Here is a 13,765-nt window from a genome sequence, read left to right as displayed (position 1 = left end):
CAAGTCTAAGGCTTCTGCCGCAAAATATCGCGCATGAGGGCGATCACCGGGCGGCGTGCATCTCTGCGCCATGTCAGCAGGCCTACGTCGCGGTAGGCTCCGCCCAACGGCACAAAATCCAGCTCCTGCTGATAGCGGGCAAGCCCGGCCCATTTTGGCAAAACCGTCTGCCCCAGCCCGTCCGCCACCATCTGCGCGATGATCTCCACCGCATCCATTTCGCAAAGAATGCGCGGAGCCGGATCATGGGCTTGCAGCGCCTGCCAACACAGAGCACCGCCCCAGGCTGAGCGCTTATACAGAACATAGGGCAGTGATTTTTGCGCATCGCGCGGCCGCAAAAGCCCGACAGGTTGGCGCGCAAGCCGCTCAAACGTCATGGTTTTGGGCAGCGTGAAGGGCGGCGCCACGATCAGCGCCGCATCCAGATGCCCATCGACAAATTTCCCGTAAATTTCATCTGATGGTGCCGGGATCAGCGACAGCGCCACCTCTGGCGCATGCACTTCCAACGCGCTAACAAGCTGCGGGCCAAAATCACTTAGCGCTGTGGACACCGCCCCAAGCCGCAATGTGCCGCGCAGCTGCTCTGCGTTCAGGTTCGCTGCCAGACCAGCATGCAGCGCCACCATCTGGCGCAGATCCGCCAACAATGCCTCACAATCCGGCGTCGGTGCCATCTGCCGCCCCGCCCGCACCAACAAAGGCACCGACAGCTCAGCCTCAAGCGCCGCCACCCTCTGTGACACAGCTGCTGCCGTGATCCCAAGCCGTCGCGCGGCTCCCGCAAGCGAGCCTTCTTCCACAGCCGCGAGCAAGGTTTCCACAAATCTCACATCCATAGAAAACCTTATGTCTAAAGAAAGGAAAATAAGCTACCCTAAGCCTCTTTCATCTTTTACCCAGAGGCCAGATCCCTATTCTCTTGCGCAAAGGAGCGCCCACAATGAGCATTTTTCATCTGGCCTATAACGTCCGCGATCTCGATCAGGCGCGCGCTTTTTATGGCGACCTGCTGGGCTGTGCAGAGGGACGCAGCACCAAAACCTGGGTGGATTATAACTTCTTTGGCCATCAGCTCTCGCTGCATCTTGGCGAACCCTTTGCCACGGCTGCCACGGGCCATGTGGGCGAGCATCTCGTGCCCATGCCCCACCTCGGAGTGATCCTGCCCAAAGCCGAGTGGGATGCATTGGCCACCGAACTGACAGAGGCGGGCGTCGAATTTGTGCTGGCGCCCTTCACCCGTTTTGCCGGAGAGCCGGGGGAACAGAGCACAATGTTCTTCACCGATCCGTTCGGCAACCCGATCGAAATCAAAGGTTTTGCCGACATGTCCGGAGTGTTTGCCACATGATCAACGTTCTCTTCGCCGCCAAAGCTGACCGTTGGGCGGCCTATGAGCCTCACCTCAAGTCCGGGCTCGCGGCCGCCGGCATAAAAGCGGACCTGCGCACGGAACTTCCGCCAGAAGAGGTCGACTACATCATTTATGCCCCCAACAGCGCGGTGCAGGATTTCACACCCTACACGCGGCTGAAGGCCGTGTTGAATCTCTGGGCAGGTGTCGAAAACGTGGTGGGCAACCCCACACTCAAAGCGCCCCTCGCCCGCATGGTGGATCCGGGCATGACGCAGGGCATGATCGAGTGGGTCGTTGGCCATGTGATGCGCCATCATCTTGGCATGGACCGCAATATTCTTGGCCAAGACGGCACCTGGGAGCCGCACATTCCTCCGCTGGCGCAAAACCGTCGGGTCACGGTCTTGGGCTTGGGAGAATTGGGCAGCGCATGCGCAACCAAGCTCAGCCAATTGGGCTTTGACGTTGCTGGCTGGAGCCGCCGCCCCAAGGACGTGAAGGGCGTGACATGTCTCGCAGGTGACGATGGCCTGACCGCAGCGCTTTCCCGCGCCGATATTCTTGTGTTGCTTCTGCCCAAGACTCCGGCCACGGAAAATCTGCTGGACGCCAAACGCCTCGCGCAGATGCCAGCGGGCGCGATCATCGTGAACCCCGGGCGTGGTCAACTGATTGACGACGAGGCCCTACTGGCCGCCCTCAATAGCGGACATATCGCCCAGGCCACCCTCGATGTCTTTCGCATAGAACCCCTGCCCGCGGATCACCCCTATTGGGCCCATCCCAATGTGACGGTCACCCCCCACATTGCCTCAGAAACCCGCACAGAAACCGCCAGTCAGGTGGTGGTGGAAAACATTCGGCGCGGCGAAGCTGGCGAGCCGTTTTTGCACCTCGTGGATCGCGCGGCCGGGTATTAAGCGCAGATTTATCTCGGCGGTGAAGGGGCCAGCCCCTCTGCCACAGCAAGCTGTGGCATTCACCCCGGGATAGTTTGGGCAAGAGGAAAGGCGCGTTTAGCGCAGGCGGGGCGGCGCATCCGGGTCGCTTCCCGGCGCAACCGGTTTATATTCCTGCGCTTTTGGCGGTTCGGGCAAATCAAACCGCAGACCGGATTTGGCGAGCTGTGCCGCCACCGGATCTTTGGCGGCAAAAAAGCCCACATCCAGCGATCCGGCTTCGATACCGGAGAACGTCAGCGCTTCATTCACAGCTTTGGCCAACGCCCCTTCCGAGCCCGGTAGCGTGTCCACAAACCCAAGCATGTGGGATCGGCTGCCATTCTCATAGGTGGTGCCAACCAGATAGGCCATTTTTGCAAGCCCCGCAGCCGTGGACAGCTTCATGTCCAAGGCGGTGATCAGATGTTCCGGCAAACCTGCCGGCGGCGCAAAGCTCTCCACCTTGGCCTCAACCTCATCCGGCGCATGGGTCAACGTGTCAGACAACCAGCCAAGCGCCTCTCCTGGAATCAAGATGGACGACGGCGCCACCTCCGGATTCACAGCCAGTCCAATGCCTTGATCTGCCAGCATAGTGGCAATGATCCGACCTGAGAGCGCCGCATAAGGGGCCACTCGGCCAACAAATTCCGCCAGACGCTCTTCGGTGTCAAACACCAGCACAAAGCGCGCATCCGAGGTTTCAAAGATTTCAGGCGCGATGCGATCCCCTTCAGGCTCTTTTTCCAAAAGAAGGAACAGCTCTGCATCCGCCAGCCGCTCATAGAACCTCAGCCGCGCCCCGTCATCCTGCGGGGCCGCTTCCATGGCCATATGGGCCTGATCCAGTGGGGTCATGTCGCTCACGCCAGAGCCTCCTTGATGCGGGCCTGCAGGCTGGGCAACAGCTCCTCGGCAAACCACGGATGTTTCTTCAGCCATGCCGTATTGCGCCAGGACGGATGAGGCAAGGGGTAGACGTCCGGCGCATGGTCGCGCCACTGCGTCACCGTGTCGGTCACGCCGGTTTTCACACCCAGATGCCACTTCTGCGCATAGCCCCCGATCACCAGCGTCAGCGGCACCTCACCCAGCGCATCCATCACCTGATGCCGCCATGTTTTCGCGCATATGGGCGGCGGCGGCAGATCACTGCCTTTGGCGTTGTAGCCCGGAAAGCAGAACGCCATCGGCACAATCGCCACCTTTGATTGGTCGTAAAAAACGTCCGCCCCAATCCCCATCCAGTCGCGCAGGCGATCGCCTGAGGGATCGGTAAAGGGCTTGCCACTTTCATGGACCCGCGCCCCCGGAGCCTGACCGACAACCAAAATGCGTGCGCCGGGCTGAAACCAGGCCACCGGGCGCGGCTCATGCGCCGTGGCAGTCTTGGCAAAGCGTTCCACACAGATCTGGCAGGCCCGAATATCTTCAATCAATTGCATGGGTTTAGAGATAGCCGCTACAGCTTATTTCGACAATATTCGAAATAAGCCTTGCACGAAGGATTTATTTCGATATTTTTAGAAATATGAAACACACTGATCCCTCCGATATCTCTCTTGAGATTGCCGCCTCCACCTTTGCCGCTCTTGGCTCTGAGCAACGGCTGGCCGTTCTGCGCTGCTTGGTGCGCGCGGGCACAGATGGCCTGTCCATTGGCGAACTTGGCAAACGCACCGGCGTCACCGGCTCCACCCTGACCCATCATATGAAGATCCTCGCCCAAGCCGGGCTTGTGACCCAGGAAAAGCAAGGCCGTTCAATCATTTGCGCCGCTGTCGCCTATGACGCGGTGCGCGATCTTTCGGCGTTTCTTCTGGAAGAATGCTGCGCCGACAGCCCCAGCCCAGATAAGGACCACACCCATGGCTGACCTCACGCACACGCCTTCCCCACTGCGCCGCCATTTGGCGCGGATCGACGCTGCATGGGCCGCCAGCGCGGTGATCCTGCTCCTGGTTGCCCTCTTGGACTGGCCGCAATTTCTGCCAACGGTGATTTTCACCAAGGATGCGCTGCTGCACACCGCACCTTTCATTCTGTTTGCGGTATTTGCCATTGGCTATCTGAAGGCAACCGGGGCGGAGAACCTTCTCGCCAAAGCCTTTGAAGGGCGCGAGACCCGCATGATCTTCTTCGCAGCCCTGCTCGGAGGCCTGTCACCTTTCTGCTCTTGCGAGGTGATCCCCTTCATCGCAGCACTCTTGGCCGTCGGCGCGCCGCTGTCAGCAGTTATGGCCTTCTGGCTGGCCTCCCCGCTGATGGATCCGGCCATGTTTGCCATCACCTCCGGTACGCTGGGCTATGAATTTGCCATAGCCAAGGCGCTCTCAGCCATTGGGCTCGGGCTTCTGGGCGGCTTTGGCACTATGGTACTGAAATCCACGCCTGTGTTTACAGACCCGCTACGTGAAAAACCTCAGGTAGGTGGCTGTTGTGGCGTACAAAAGCCCTTCTCAGGCAAGCCCGAGAGGAAGTTCTGGCAAGACGCCGACCGCCGTGTGACCTTTCGCGAAACCACGCTTGAAAACGGCCTCTTTCTGCTGAAATGGCTGCTGCTGGCCTATGTGATTGAGGCGCTGATGATCCACTATGTGCCCGCAGAATGGATCGCAGGCATTCTGGGCGGCGAGGGTTTCATGCCAATCCTTCTGGGCGCTCTGGTCGGCGCACCGGCTTACCTCAACGGCTACGCCGCCGTGCCGCTGGTCGCTGGTCTGGTGGAGCAAGGCATGTCCAACGGAGCGGCGATGTCCTTTGTGATTGCGGGCGGCGTCAGCTGCATCCCTGCGGCCATCGCTGTCTGGGCCTTGGTCAAACCCCGCGTCTTCGTCGCCTATTTCGGCTATGCCATGCTTGGCGCGCTGATAGCAGGCTCCATCTGGCAAGCGGTCGCCTAAAGCCCGCTTCCATCAAGACGATCTACCGGCGCTGCCCCTCGCGGTGCCGGTATTTTTTCATCCCGCTGTCGGCCCCCGCTGGCGTGCCTTCACAACTGTGCGAATTCCGCTGCAGTTTTATGTGTTTATTGCCCAATTCTTGCCGCAGATAGTTGCTAATAGACATCACAATCCTCCATATTGGAGCAAATCGCCGACAGAGCGTTAACAATCATGCGCTATACTTACCCAAGTATACGCATATTTGAGCAGTACCGGGAGCAGTCGATGCTCGAGTTCGACAACGTGAGTAAGTCCTTTTGGACGGGCACGCAGCGCAAGGTCATCCTTGAGCAGGTGTCTTTTCGCGTGGAGTTGGGCAATTCTCTCGGCATTCTCGCGCCCAATGGCACCGGCAAAACCACTCTGATCAATATGATGGCAGGCTTGGAGAAACCCGATGAGGGTGTGATCCGCCGCGAATGTCGCATCTCCTTCCCGCTTGGGTTTATGGGCGGCGTGGTGAACAAACACACCGCCGTGGAAAACAGCCGCTATATCGCGCGACTTTACGGTCTTGATCCGGACTACGTAGAGGCCTTCTGCCGCTGGCTCTGCAATCTGGGTGAATATTTTGACCAGCCGCTGGGGACCTATTCCTCCGGCATGCGCTCGCGTTTCACCTTCGCGCTGATGCTCGCGCTGGATTTTGATATGTATCTGATCGACGAGGGCATGCCCTCGTCAACCGATGTGGAATTCAACAAGAAAGCCGGTGATGTGCTGCGCGAACGCCTGCGCACCACCACAATTGTGATCGTGTCACACCAGCCCCAGGTGCTGGAAAAATTTGCACGCTCAGCCGCCGTGCTGCTGAATGGCAAGCTCTATATGTTCGACACCTTGGAAGAGGCAAAACAGCTCTATGACTACCAAACCCAAGGCTAAGAAATTCCGCATCCGCCGGTCAGAGTCCCTGGATGTCCCCGCAGCAGGTGGCGCCCAGCACAATGCCGCGCCGGGGGCTGCCCCCACGCGCCCGCCGGTTCAGGTGGTGAAAAAGGGAATGCATCCGGCAGGTGCCGCGCAATCCGCCCCTGACAACAGCGCCGCCGCCCCCGCAGCACAAGCCGCGCCTGAACAGCCCACACCTCAGGGCGCAGAGGCTGAAATCGACGCCATCAAACGCGAAGGTTTGACAGGCCGCCAGCTGCGCATGGCCCGCCGCATGGCGCAAAAGAACGAATTGCCCGCCACCTCGGACTATGACGCCGTGCGCGTGTTGCGCAACGCTGGCATCGACCCATTCCAGCGCACCAATATGCTGGATCTGATGCCCACCTCCAAAGGCGAGAAAGCTCCTGCCGGTGGCCGCGTGCAACTCCCGCAAACCATGCCTGTCGGCAAATCCAATCTGCCTTCCACCGAAACCATGTCACCCTCCGAAATGCGGGCGCTGGAAATTGGGGAAATTCAGAAAGACATCGCGCGCCGCCGCCGCAAGCGTATGCTGCTCTTGCTGGCGCGCCTGTCCGCTTTTGTGTTCCTGCCAACGCTGTTTGCCGGATGGTATTTCTATTCGGTGGCCACACCGATGTACTCCACCAAATCCGAGTTCCTGATTTTGCAGGCCGACGCCGCCGGCGGTTCAGGCGGTATTGGCGGGCTGCTTTCGGGCACGCAATTTGCAACCAATCAGGACAGCATCGCCACCCAGAGTTACCTCGCCTCCAAAGACGCGATGCTGCGACTGGATGCCGATGAGGGCTTCAAGGCCACCTTCAGCGAGCAAAACGTCGATCCGATCCAACGGCTGGACACAGACGCTTCCAATGAGGAAGCGTATAAGCTCTACAAGAAATACGTCAAAATCGGCTACGACCCTACGGAAGGCGTGATCCGCATGGAAATCGCCACTCCCGATCCGCAAACCTCCGCCCGCTTTGCCGAGGCGCTGATTGGTTATGCGGAACAACGGGTTGATGACCTTTCCCAGCGCAAGCGCGAAGACCAACTGCGCGATGCCCGCGCCAGCCTTGAGCAGGCCAAAGCCGAACGGCGCGAGGCTCAGGCGGCCATGGTTGGCCTGCAGGAAACCACCATCCTTGACCCCGAAGGCGTGATAGGCTCCCTGCGCCAGCAGATCTCCAACATGCAGATCCAGCTGCAGGAAAAAGAGCTGCAACTCGCCGCTCTCGAAGACAACCCCCGCCCCAATCAGGCGCGTGTGGACGGTGTGCGCGGTGACATCCGCCGCCTCAATGCGCTCCTTGCTCGACTGCAAAGCGAGATGACCGAGGCCACACAAGGCGAAAGCTCTCTGGCCCAGCAGACCGCACAAATCCAGATGGCGCAAGCTGATCTGGCCACCGCTGACCTATTGATGCAATCCGCGCTGCAAACCCTCAAACAGACGGAGCTCGAGGCAAACCGCCAGGTGCGCTATCTCACCACGTCTGTTGTGCCTGTCGCCTCAGAGGATCCATCTTATCCGCGCAAGTTTGAAAACACGATCTTGGCCTTCCTGATCTTTTCAGGCATCTATCTGATGATCTCGCTCACAGCGTCCATCCTCAGAGAACAGGTATCTTCGTGATGAAACATGTAAACGTCGGCAATCTCACCATCGGCAACGATCTCCCGCTGACCGTCATCGCAGGCCCCTGCCAGCTGGAGAGCAAAGACCACGCTGAGATGATCGCCGGCACCATGAAAGAATCCTGCGAGGCAGCCGGCGCGCAATATGTCTTTAAGGCCAGCTACGACAAGGCCAACCGCACCTCGCTTTCCGGCATTCGCGGCATGGGAATCGAGGCGGGCCTCGCCGTGCTGGATGGCATCCGCAAGGATTTTGGCGTGCCCGTGCTGACCGATGTTCATACCGAGGAGCAATGCGCCATTGCGGCTGAGGCCGTGGACATTCTGCAAATCCCCGCGTTCCTTTGCCGCCAGACAGACATGCTACTGGCAGCGGGCAATACCGGCGTGGCTGTCAACGTCAAGAAGGGCCAGTTCCTCGCCCCTTGGGAAATGGGCAACATTGTCACCAAGATCGAAAGCACCGGAAACACAAACATCCTGCTGACCGAACGTGGCACCTCCTTTGGCTACAACACCCTTGTGGCGGACATGCGCTCGCTCCCGCAGATGGCCAAAACCGGCTATCCGGTGGTGATGGATGCCACCCACTCCGTGCAACAACCCGGCGGTCAGGGCGGCAGCTCCGGCGGCCAGCGTGAGTTCGCACCGGTGATGGCCCGTGCTGCCGTGAGTATCGGAACCGCCGCTGTTTTCATCGAAACGCATGAAAACCCGGACACCGCCCCCTCTGACGGTCCCAATATGATCCCGCTGGATCAAATGGGCGCGCTTGTCACCTCCCTGATGCAATTTGATGCTTTGGCAAAGGCCAACCCGATCTCAATCTGATCACATGATCGCCTCCTTTTTGACGACCACGGACCACGTTTTATTAGAGAGTATTTGATATGATGAAACCGATTGCCGACGTGCGCCCCAACACTTGGGAATTTCTGCGCGACCCGATGATTAAGCCCACCGGCTTTCGCGAATATGACGCGCGCTGGCAATTCCCCGAGGAGATCAACCTGCCCGGCATGACCGCGCTTGGCTTTGGTCTGGGCACCCAAATGCGCCGTCGCGGGATCGAGCCGGTGATCGCTGTGGGCAACGACTATCGCGACTACTCCGTGGCCATCAAAATGGCGCTGATCGTGGGCCTCATGAAAGCAGGCATCCATGTCAAAGACATCGGCCCCGCGCTTTCGCCCATGGCCTATTTTGCGCAATTTCATCTGAACACACCTGCCGTCGCGATGGTGACCGCCTCCCACAACCCCAATGGCTGGACCGGCGTGAAAATGGGCTTTGAAAAGCCTCTGACCCATGGCCCGGATGAGATGGCCGAGCTGCGCGACATCGTGCTCAATGGTGATTTTGACGCCCATGAGGGCGGCAAACATGAGGTCGCGGACGGTGTGCGCGAGGCCTATATCGACGATCTGGTGGGCGATTTCAAAATGTCCCGCCCACTGAAAGTGGTCTGCGCGACCGGCAACGGCACCGCCGCCGCCTTTGCGCCGGAAATCTTCAAACGCATCGGCGTTGAAGTGGTCGAAAGCCATTGCGAGCTTGATTACACCTTCCCCAACTACAACCCCAACCCCGAAGCCATGCTGATGCTGCACGACATGTCAGACAGCGTGAAGGCCTCCGGCGCCGATCTGGCGCTGGGTTTTGACGGCGACGGCGACCGCTGCGGGGTGGTGGATGACGAAGGCGAAGAGATCTTTGCCGACAAGGTTGGCGTGATCATGGCCAAAGATCTGGGCAAGATCTATCCCAACGCAACCTTTGTGGCTGACGTAAAATCCACCGGCCTTTATGCGGCGGACCCTGATCTGCTCGCCACCGGTGCCAAAACCGACTACTGGAAAACCGGCCACAGCCACATGAAACGCCGTGTACATGAACTCGGCGCGCTTGCGGGCTTTGAAAAATCCGGCCACTACTTCCTCGCCGAACCAATTGGCCGCGGCTATGACTGCGGCATGCGCGTCGCCGTTGAGGTTTGCAAAATGCTCGACCGCAACCCGGACATGAAGATGTCTGACCTGCGCAAGGCCCTGCCCAAAACCTGGTCGACCCCGACCATGTCCCCCTATGCGGCCGACACTGAGAAATACGACATTCTTGAACGTCTGGTGGAGAAGCTTGTTGCCAAACATGAGGCTGGTGAAACCGTCGCTGGCCGCGCCATCAAAGAGGTGGTCACCGTCAACGGCGCCCGCGTCATTCTCGACAACGGCAGCTGGGGCCTTGTGCGCGCCTCTTCAAACACTCCCAACCTTGTGGTGGTGATTGAAAGCGCCGAAAGCGAAGCAGAAATGCGCGCCATCTTTGCCGACATCGACGCGGTGATCCGCACCGAGCGCGGTGTTGGCGACTACGACCAGAGTATCTGACGCGCACGCGCCACGCATCACCAATTAAACAGAAAGCCCGGGCCACACCGCTCGGGCTTTTCTCATTCGTCAAATATCCCGGGTGAAGCCCCAACCTGTTGGGGCGAGGGCGGCGCCCCTAAACGCGCTACTCCTCCTCCGGTACAAACTCCAGAATATCACCAGGCTGACAGCCCAGATGGGCGCAGATCGCCTCCAGAGTATTAAACCGGATGCCCTTCACCTTGCCCGATTTCAGCAGGCTCAGGTTGGTTTCCGTCAAACCAATCGCCTGCGCCAGTTCGCGCGAGGTCATTTTGCGTTTGACCAGTTCAAGATCGAGGTTGATGCGTATGGGCATGCGGCCTCCTACAGGAACTGGCTGTTTTCGTCAGCAATTTCTTGCGCCTGATTGAGAGATCGGCTGATCGCAAAGAAAACCGCCGCAAGCACCAGGAAAACCACATCAATATCAATGTCGATATATTCAATCTCCGGTCGCAGCGCCTCCGCCAGATGGGCGCTCAAAACCACGGGTTGCATCGCGACATTGAGCGCGTTGAGCAACCAGAACCCCAAAAATGCCCAGGCACACAGCCGCAGATGTTGCCCCATGCGGGCGAAATCCTGCGGATCACGCAGCATCAAAATCCGGTCCAGCGCCCAAAACCCCAACCCAAGGCTGAACAGCGCGGGCCACATCATCGTCATTCCCACAATCAGCGCCCAATGCGGCGGCACCGCCATATCAAGGGGCAGATCAAATGTGTCCGCCAGCATCTCTGCATGCCCCAGAAAGGCGCCGATCCACAAAACCGACCACCCGAAGGTGAAATAAACAAGGGTGATCAGCATGGCGAGGCGGGCGACTAATTTCATGTTTTTGCTCCCAAAGTTATTGCCCCTCAGTAATTCAATTAAGCTAAACATGCAATCTTTTACGTAAAACATAAAACTTTTCTCTTGAATTGAAAAACGACTCCTCTTAGGTAGCCGCCATCAAGACAAACCGATTTTCAAAAAAGGAATGAATGATGACCAACCGCAAACTGTCCCACAACGCATTGATCGCCTGCCTGTGCTCTGCCATGGCGCTTGGCGCCTGCACGGCGCCTGTTGACCGCCCGCTGACAGTGGATGGCACCCGCAACGCAAGTTTCAATGACGACTACGCAGAATGCCACACCCAGGCCGCAACATTCAAAGACGGCACCGGCACGGAATATGCCGCCACCGGCGCAGTTGTCGGCGGGCTGATCGGGGCGGCTGATGCAGATGATGCACTCGAAGGTGCCGTGGTTGGCGCCGCCGTGGGCGGGCTGGTCGGCTCCGCCGAAGCCGCTTCAGAGCGTGACCACACCCGCCGTGACGTGCTGATCCGCTGTATGCAGAATCGCGGCCACAGCGTGATTGGCTAAAGCTTCCTCTTGGCTTACCTCGCCAATAAAAAGACCCGCGCAAGCCTTTGCCAGCGCGGGTCTTTTTGCTTTTATTGAAAAGCCTTAGGCGGCAAGACCGCGCCCCTTCAAAAGCGCTTCGACACCAGGCAAACGCCCCCGGAACCGTTCATAAAGCTGCCCCGCATCCACCGATCCCCCGGTGGAGAGGATATGCGCTTCCAGCGCTTTGGCCGTCTCCGGATCAAAGGCACTACCAGCCTCGTCAAAGGCTTCAAACGCATCCGCATCCATCACCTCCGACCACATGTAGCTGTAATAGCCGGAGCTATAGCCGTCCCCGGCAAAGACATGGGCAAAATGCGGTGTGGCGTGACGCATGGTGATCGCTGCGGGCATACCTAGTTCTGCCAGAACCTCGGATTGCTTGGCCATCGGATCCTTTGGCGCAGCCCCCTCATGGAACGCCAGATCCACCAAAGCCGAAGCGACATATTCCACCGTGGCAAACCCCTGATCGAAATTCGCCGCCCCCAACACTTTCTCCAGCATCTCATTCGGCATCGCCGAACCGGTCTCTGCATGCGTTGCATATTCCGCCAGCACCTCTGGCACCTCCAGCCAATGCTCATAAAGTTGGCTGGGCAACTCCACAAAATCCCGTGCCACAGAGGTGCCTGAAATGCTTTCATAGGTCACATTGGACAGCATCTGGTGCAGCGCATGTCCAAACTCATGGAACAGCGTACGCGCATCATCATAGCTCAGAAGCGCCGGATCACCCTTTGCAAAATTGCAGACATTGATCACCACAGGCGCCTGCACCTCGGGAAATTTCGCCTGCGCCCGCATCGCAGAACACCAGGCACCCGAGCGTTTGCTCCCGCGCGCAAAGTAATCGCCGATGAACACCGCAACATGCTCACCGTTGCGCGTCACATCCCAGGCCCGGCAATCTTCGTGATAAAGCGGCACATCCAGCTCTTTGAACTCCAACCCAAACAGGCGGGTTGCACAGGCGAAGCTCGCTTCGATCATCCGATCAAGCTGCAGGTAAGGCTTCAGCGCCGCCTCATCCAGATCATGCTCCGCCTTGCGCCGCTTCTCCGCATAGTAGCGCCAGTCCCAAGGAGCCAGATCACCATTCACACCATCCGCATGCATCATCTCTGTCAGCACAGCCGCATCCGCCTCCGCGCGCGCCTTGGCTGGCTCCCAGACCGCCATCAACAGATCCCGCACCGCACCGGGCGTTTTGGCCATCTCGGTCTCAAGCTTGTAATCCGCAAAGCTCGCGTAGCCCAAAAGCTTGGCGCGTTCCTCACGCAGCGACAGGATCTCCGCAGCAATCTCACGGTTGTCAGTTGCACCGCCATTGGCCCCGCGCGCAGCCCAGGCCGCAAAGGCTTTCTCCCGAAGATCGCGGCGCGGTGAAAACTGCAGGAACGGCACAATCAACGAACGCGACAGCGTCACAACGGGCCCGCCTACCTCTTTCTCCTCGCCAGCCGCGCGCGCCGCATCCACCACAAAGTCGGGCAGCCCTTCCAGATCCACTTCGGCCAGCGGCATGAACCACTCGCGCTCATCCGCCAACAGGTTCTGAGTGAACTCTGTCCCCAAAACAGCCAGTCGCGATTTGATCTCTTTCATGCGCGCATCCTCAGCGCCCTCAAGCGCTGCCCCACCCCGAACGAAACCCCGATGTGTCAGCATAAGAACCCGCTGCTGCTCTTCGGTGAGGTCCAGCGTGTCGCGCGCTTCCCAGATCGACTTGATCCGACCAAAGAGCGCCTTGTTTGCGGAAATCTCCGCGCTATGCGCCGCCAGTTTTGGCGAGAATTCCCGCTGCAAAGCCTCCCGCGCAGGATTGCTGTCCGCACCCGCCACCGTGAAGAACACAGAGAGCACCTTATCAAGCCCTTCGCCCGCGGCCTCCATCGCTTCAATCGTATTGGCAAATGTCGGCGCCTCGGCGTTATCGGCAATCGCCGCCACGTCAGCTTTGTGCGCCAGCAAAGCCTCCTCAAAGGCGGGCGCAAAATCGGCATCCGAAATCTTGTCAAACGGCGCGAGCGCAAATTGTGTGTCCCAGGTGGACAACAGCGGATTGGTCATATGGGAATCTCCTTTGGGCGCGATCTTAGCACCGCATGCCGGGGCCGCAATCTCCCGCCACGGCTGGCACACAGGCCCTTTGCCACAATGGTTAACGCTG

15 protein-coding genes are annotated in these 13,765 nt (G+C 59.0%); 9 read left to right on the top strand and 6 right to left on the bottom strand.

The features are described from left to right. Window positions 1–5: 5 nt before the first annotated feature. Entirely contained in the window at window positions 6–842 is an 837-nt protein-coding gene (locus tag J7412_RS06155) for a LysR family transcriptional regulator (protein ID WP_209077870.1), read from the bottom strand. Between the two features lie 104 nt (window positions 843–946). Here J7412_RS06155 and J7412_RS06150 point away from each other — a divergent pair, with 104 nt between their 5' ends. Together J7412_RS06150 and J7412_RS06145 are read left to right on the top strand one after the other, a co-directional pair. Then, window positions 947–1,357, top strand: coding sequence for a VOC family protein (locus tag J7412_RS06150; RefSeq protein WP_209077869.1), 411 nt, complete (start codon window positions 947–949; stop codon window positions 1,355–1,357). Next, a complete protein-coding gene (locus J7412_RS06145) occupies window positions 1,354–2,283 on the top strand; it encodes a glyoxylate/hydroxypyruvate reductase A (protein WP_209077868.1) in 930 nt (309 codons plus the stop codon). The genes J7412_RS06150 and J7412_RS06145 overlap by 4 nt, the downstream gene beginning before the upstream one ends. 96 nt (window positions 2,284–2,379) lie before the next feature. Here the strand turns inward: J7412_RS06145 and J7412_RS06140 are convergent, their stop codons facing one another. Together J7412_RS06140 and J7412_RS06135 are read right to left on the bottom strand one after the other, a co-directional pair. Then, window positions 2,380–3,171: an SseB family protein gene (locus J7412_RS06140; RefSeq protein ID WP_209061260.1), complete on the bottom strand. Its 792-nt coding sequence runs from the start codon at window positions 3,169–3,171 to the stop codon at window positions 2,380–2,382. Next, entirely contained in the window at window positions 3,168–3,749 is a 582-nt protein-coding gene (locus tag J7412_RS06135) for a uracil-DNA glycosylase family protein (RefSeq protein WP_209077867.1), read from the bottom strand. The genes J7412_RS06140 and J7412_RS06135 overlap by 4 nt, the downstream gene beginning before the upstream one ends. Window positions 3,750–3,835: 86 nt before the next feature. Between J7412_RS06135 and J7412_RS06130 the strand changes: the two genes are divergently transcribed. The 6 genes from J7412_RS06130 to J7412_RS06105 all read left to right on the top strand — a co-directional run bounded on the left by J7412_RS06130 (window position 3,836) and on the right by J7412_RS06105 (window position 10,171). Continuing rightward, on the top strand, window positions 3,836–4,180 hold the full coding sequence (locus J7412_RS06130; protein ID WP_209077866.1) for a metalloregulator ArsR/SmtB family transcription factor: 345 nt from the start codon (window positions 3,836–3,838) through the stop codon (window positions 4,178–4,180). Beyond that, window positions 4,173–5,207, top strand: a complete 1,035-nt coding sequence (locus tag J7412_RS06125) for a permease (RefSeq protein WP_209077865.1) — start codon at window positions 4,173–4,175, stop codon at window positions 5,205–5,207. The genes J7412_RS06130 and J7412_RS06125 overlap by 8 nt, the downstream gene beginning before the upstream one ends. Window positions 5,208–5,474: 267 nt before the next feature. Then, the gene (locus J7412_RS06120; protein ID WP_209061267.1) at window positions 5,475–6,134 is read left to right on the top strand and encodes an ATP-binding cassette domain-containing protein; all 660 of its coding nucleotides are present in this window, start codon (window positions 5,475–5,477) and stop codon (window positions 6,132–6,134) included. Continuing rightward, a complete protein-coding gene (locus tag J7412_RS06115; protein ID WP_209077864.1) occupies window positions 6,112–7,782 on the top strand; it encodes a capsule biosynthesis protein in 1,671 nt (556 codons plus the stop codon). The genes J7412_RS06120 and J7412_RS06115 overlap by 23 nt, the downstream gene beginning before the upstream one ends. Beyond that, a complete protein-coding gene (kdsA, locus tag J7412_RS06110) occupies window positions 7,782–8,615 on the top strand; it encodes a 3-deoxy-8-phosphooctulonate synthase (RefSeq protein ID WP_209077863.1) in 834 nt (277 codons plus the stop codon). Before J7412_RS06115 ends, kdsA begins: the two co-directional genes overlap by 1 nt. Window positions 8,616–8,674: 59 nt before the next feature. Further along, complete coding sequence (locus tag J7412_RS06105; protein WP_209077862.1) at window positions 8,675–10,171, top strand: phosphomannomutase/phosphoglucomutase; 1,497 nt, start codon at window positions 8,675–8,677, stop codon at window positions 10,169–10,171. A gap of 127 nt (window positions 10,172–10,298) precedes the next feature. Here the strand turns inward: J7412_RS06105 and J7412_RS06100 are convergent, their stop codons facing one another. Further along, window positions 10,299–10,511 (bottom strand): helix-turn-helix transcriptional regulator, encoded by a 213-nt coding sequence (locus J7412_RS06100; protein WP_209077861.1) that lies wholly within the window; start codon window positions 10,509–10,511, stop codon window positions 10,299–10,301. Window positions 10,512–10,519: 8 nt separating this feature from the next. Continuing rightward, a complete protein-coding gene (locus J7412_RS06095; RefSeq protein WP_209077860.1) occupies window positions 10,520–11,029 on the bottom strand; it encodes a hypothetical protein in 510 nt (169 codons plus the stop codon). A 155-nt stretch (window positions 11,030–11,184) separates the two neighbouring features. On the opposite strand from J7412_RS06095, the gene J7412_RS06090 reads away from it, so the two are divergent. Further along, the gene (locus J7412_RS06090; RefSeq protein WP_209077859.1) at window positions 11,185–11,568 is read left to right on the top strand and encodes a glycine zipper 2TM domain-containing protein; all 384 of its coding nucleotides are present in this window, start codon (window positions 11,185–11,187) and stop codon (window positions 11,566–11,568) included. 84 nt (window positions 11,569–11,652) lie between these two features. Here J7412_RS06090 and J7412_RS06085 read toward each other — a convergent pair whose 3' ends face one another. Then, window positions 11,653–13,665, bottom strand: a complete 2,013-nt coding sequence (locus J7412_RS06085) for a M3 family metallopeptidase (protein ID WP_209077858.1) — start codon at window positions 13,663–13,665, stop codon at window positions 11,653–11,655. Between the last annotated feature and the right edge of the window lie 100 nt (window positions 13,666–13,765).

This window comes from Shimia sp. R9_3, assembly GCF_017743755.1.
In the GTDB taxonomy this organism is placed as follows: Bacteria; Pseudomonadota; Alphaproteobacteria; order Rhodobacterales; family Rhodobacteraceae; genus Shimia.
This window is presented reverse-complemented; position numbering and strand designations above follow the sequence as displayed.

Bases quoted from the DNA above. Each gene is read 5' to 3' on its own strand.
- J7412_RS06115 (WP_209077864.1), top strand. From the start codon at position 6,112: ATGACTACCAAACCCAAGGCTAAGAAATTCCGCATCCGCCGGTCAGAG.
- kdsA (WP_209077863.1), top strand. From the start codon at position 7,782: ATGAAACATGTAAACGTCGGCAATCTCACCATCGGCAACGATCTCCCG.
- J7412_RS06105 (WP_209077862.1), top strand. From the start codon at position 8,675: ATGATGAAACCGATTGCCGACGTGCGCCCCAACACTTGGGAATTTCTG.
- J7412_RS06085 (WP_209077858.1), bottom strand. From the start codon at position 13,665: ATGACCAATCCGCTGTTGTCCACCTGGGACACACAATTTGCGCTCGCG.
- J7412_RS06145 (WP_209077868.1), top strand. From the start codon at position 1,354: ATGATCAACGTTCTCTTCGCCGCCAAAGCTGACCGTTGGGCGGCCTAT.
- J7412_RS06135 (WP_209077867.1), bottom strand. From the start codon at position 3,749: ATGCAATTGATTGAAGATATTCGGGCCTGCCAGATCTGTGTGGAACGC.
- J7412_RS06130 (WP_209077866.1), top strand. From the start codon at position 3,836: ATGAAACACACTGATCCCTCCGATATCTCTCTTGAGATTGCCGCCTCC.
- J7412_RS06095 (WP_209077860.1), bottom strand. From the start codon at position 11,029: ATGAAATTAGTCGCCCGCCTCGCCATGCTGATCACCCTTGTTTATTTC.
- J7412_RS06155 (WP_209077870.1), bottom strand. From the start codon at position 842: ATGGATGTGAGATTTGTGGAAACCTTGCTCGCGGCTGTGGAAGAAGGC.
- J7412_RS06090 (WP_209077859.1), top strand. From the start codon at position 11,185: ATGACCAACCGCAAACTGTCCCACAACGCATTGATCGCCTGCCTGTGC.
- J7412_RS06150 (WP_209077869.1), top strand. From the start codon at position 947: ATGAGCATTTTTCATCTGGCCTATAACGTCCGCGATCTCGATCAGGCG.
- J7412_RS06125 (WP_209077865.1), top strand. From the start codon at position 4,173: ATGGCTGACCTCACGCACACGCCTTCCCCACTGCGCCGCCATTTGGCG.
- J7412_RS06120 (WP_209061267.1), top strand. From the start codon at position 5,475: ATGCTCGAGTTCGACAACGTGAGTAAGTCCTTTTGGACGGGCACGCAG.
- J7412_RS06100 (WP_209077861.1), bottom strand. From the start codon at position 10,511: ATGCCCATACGCATCAACCTCGATCTTGAACTGGTCAAACGCAAAATG.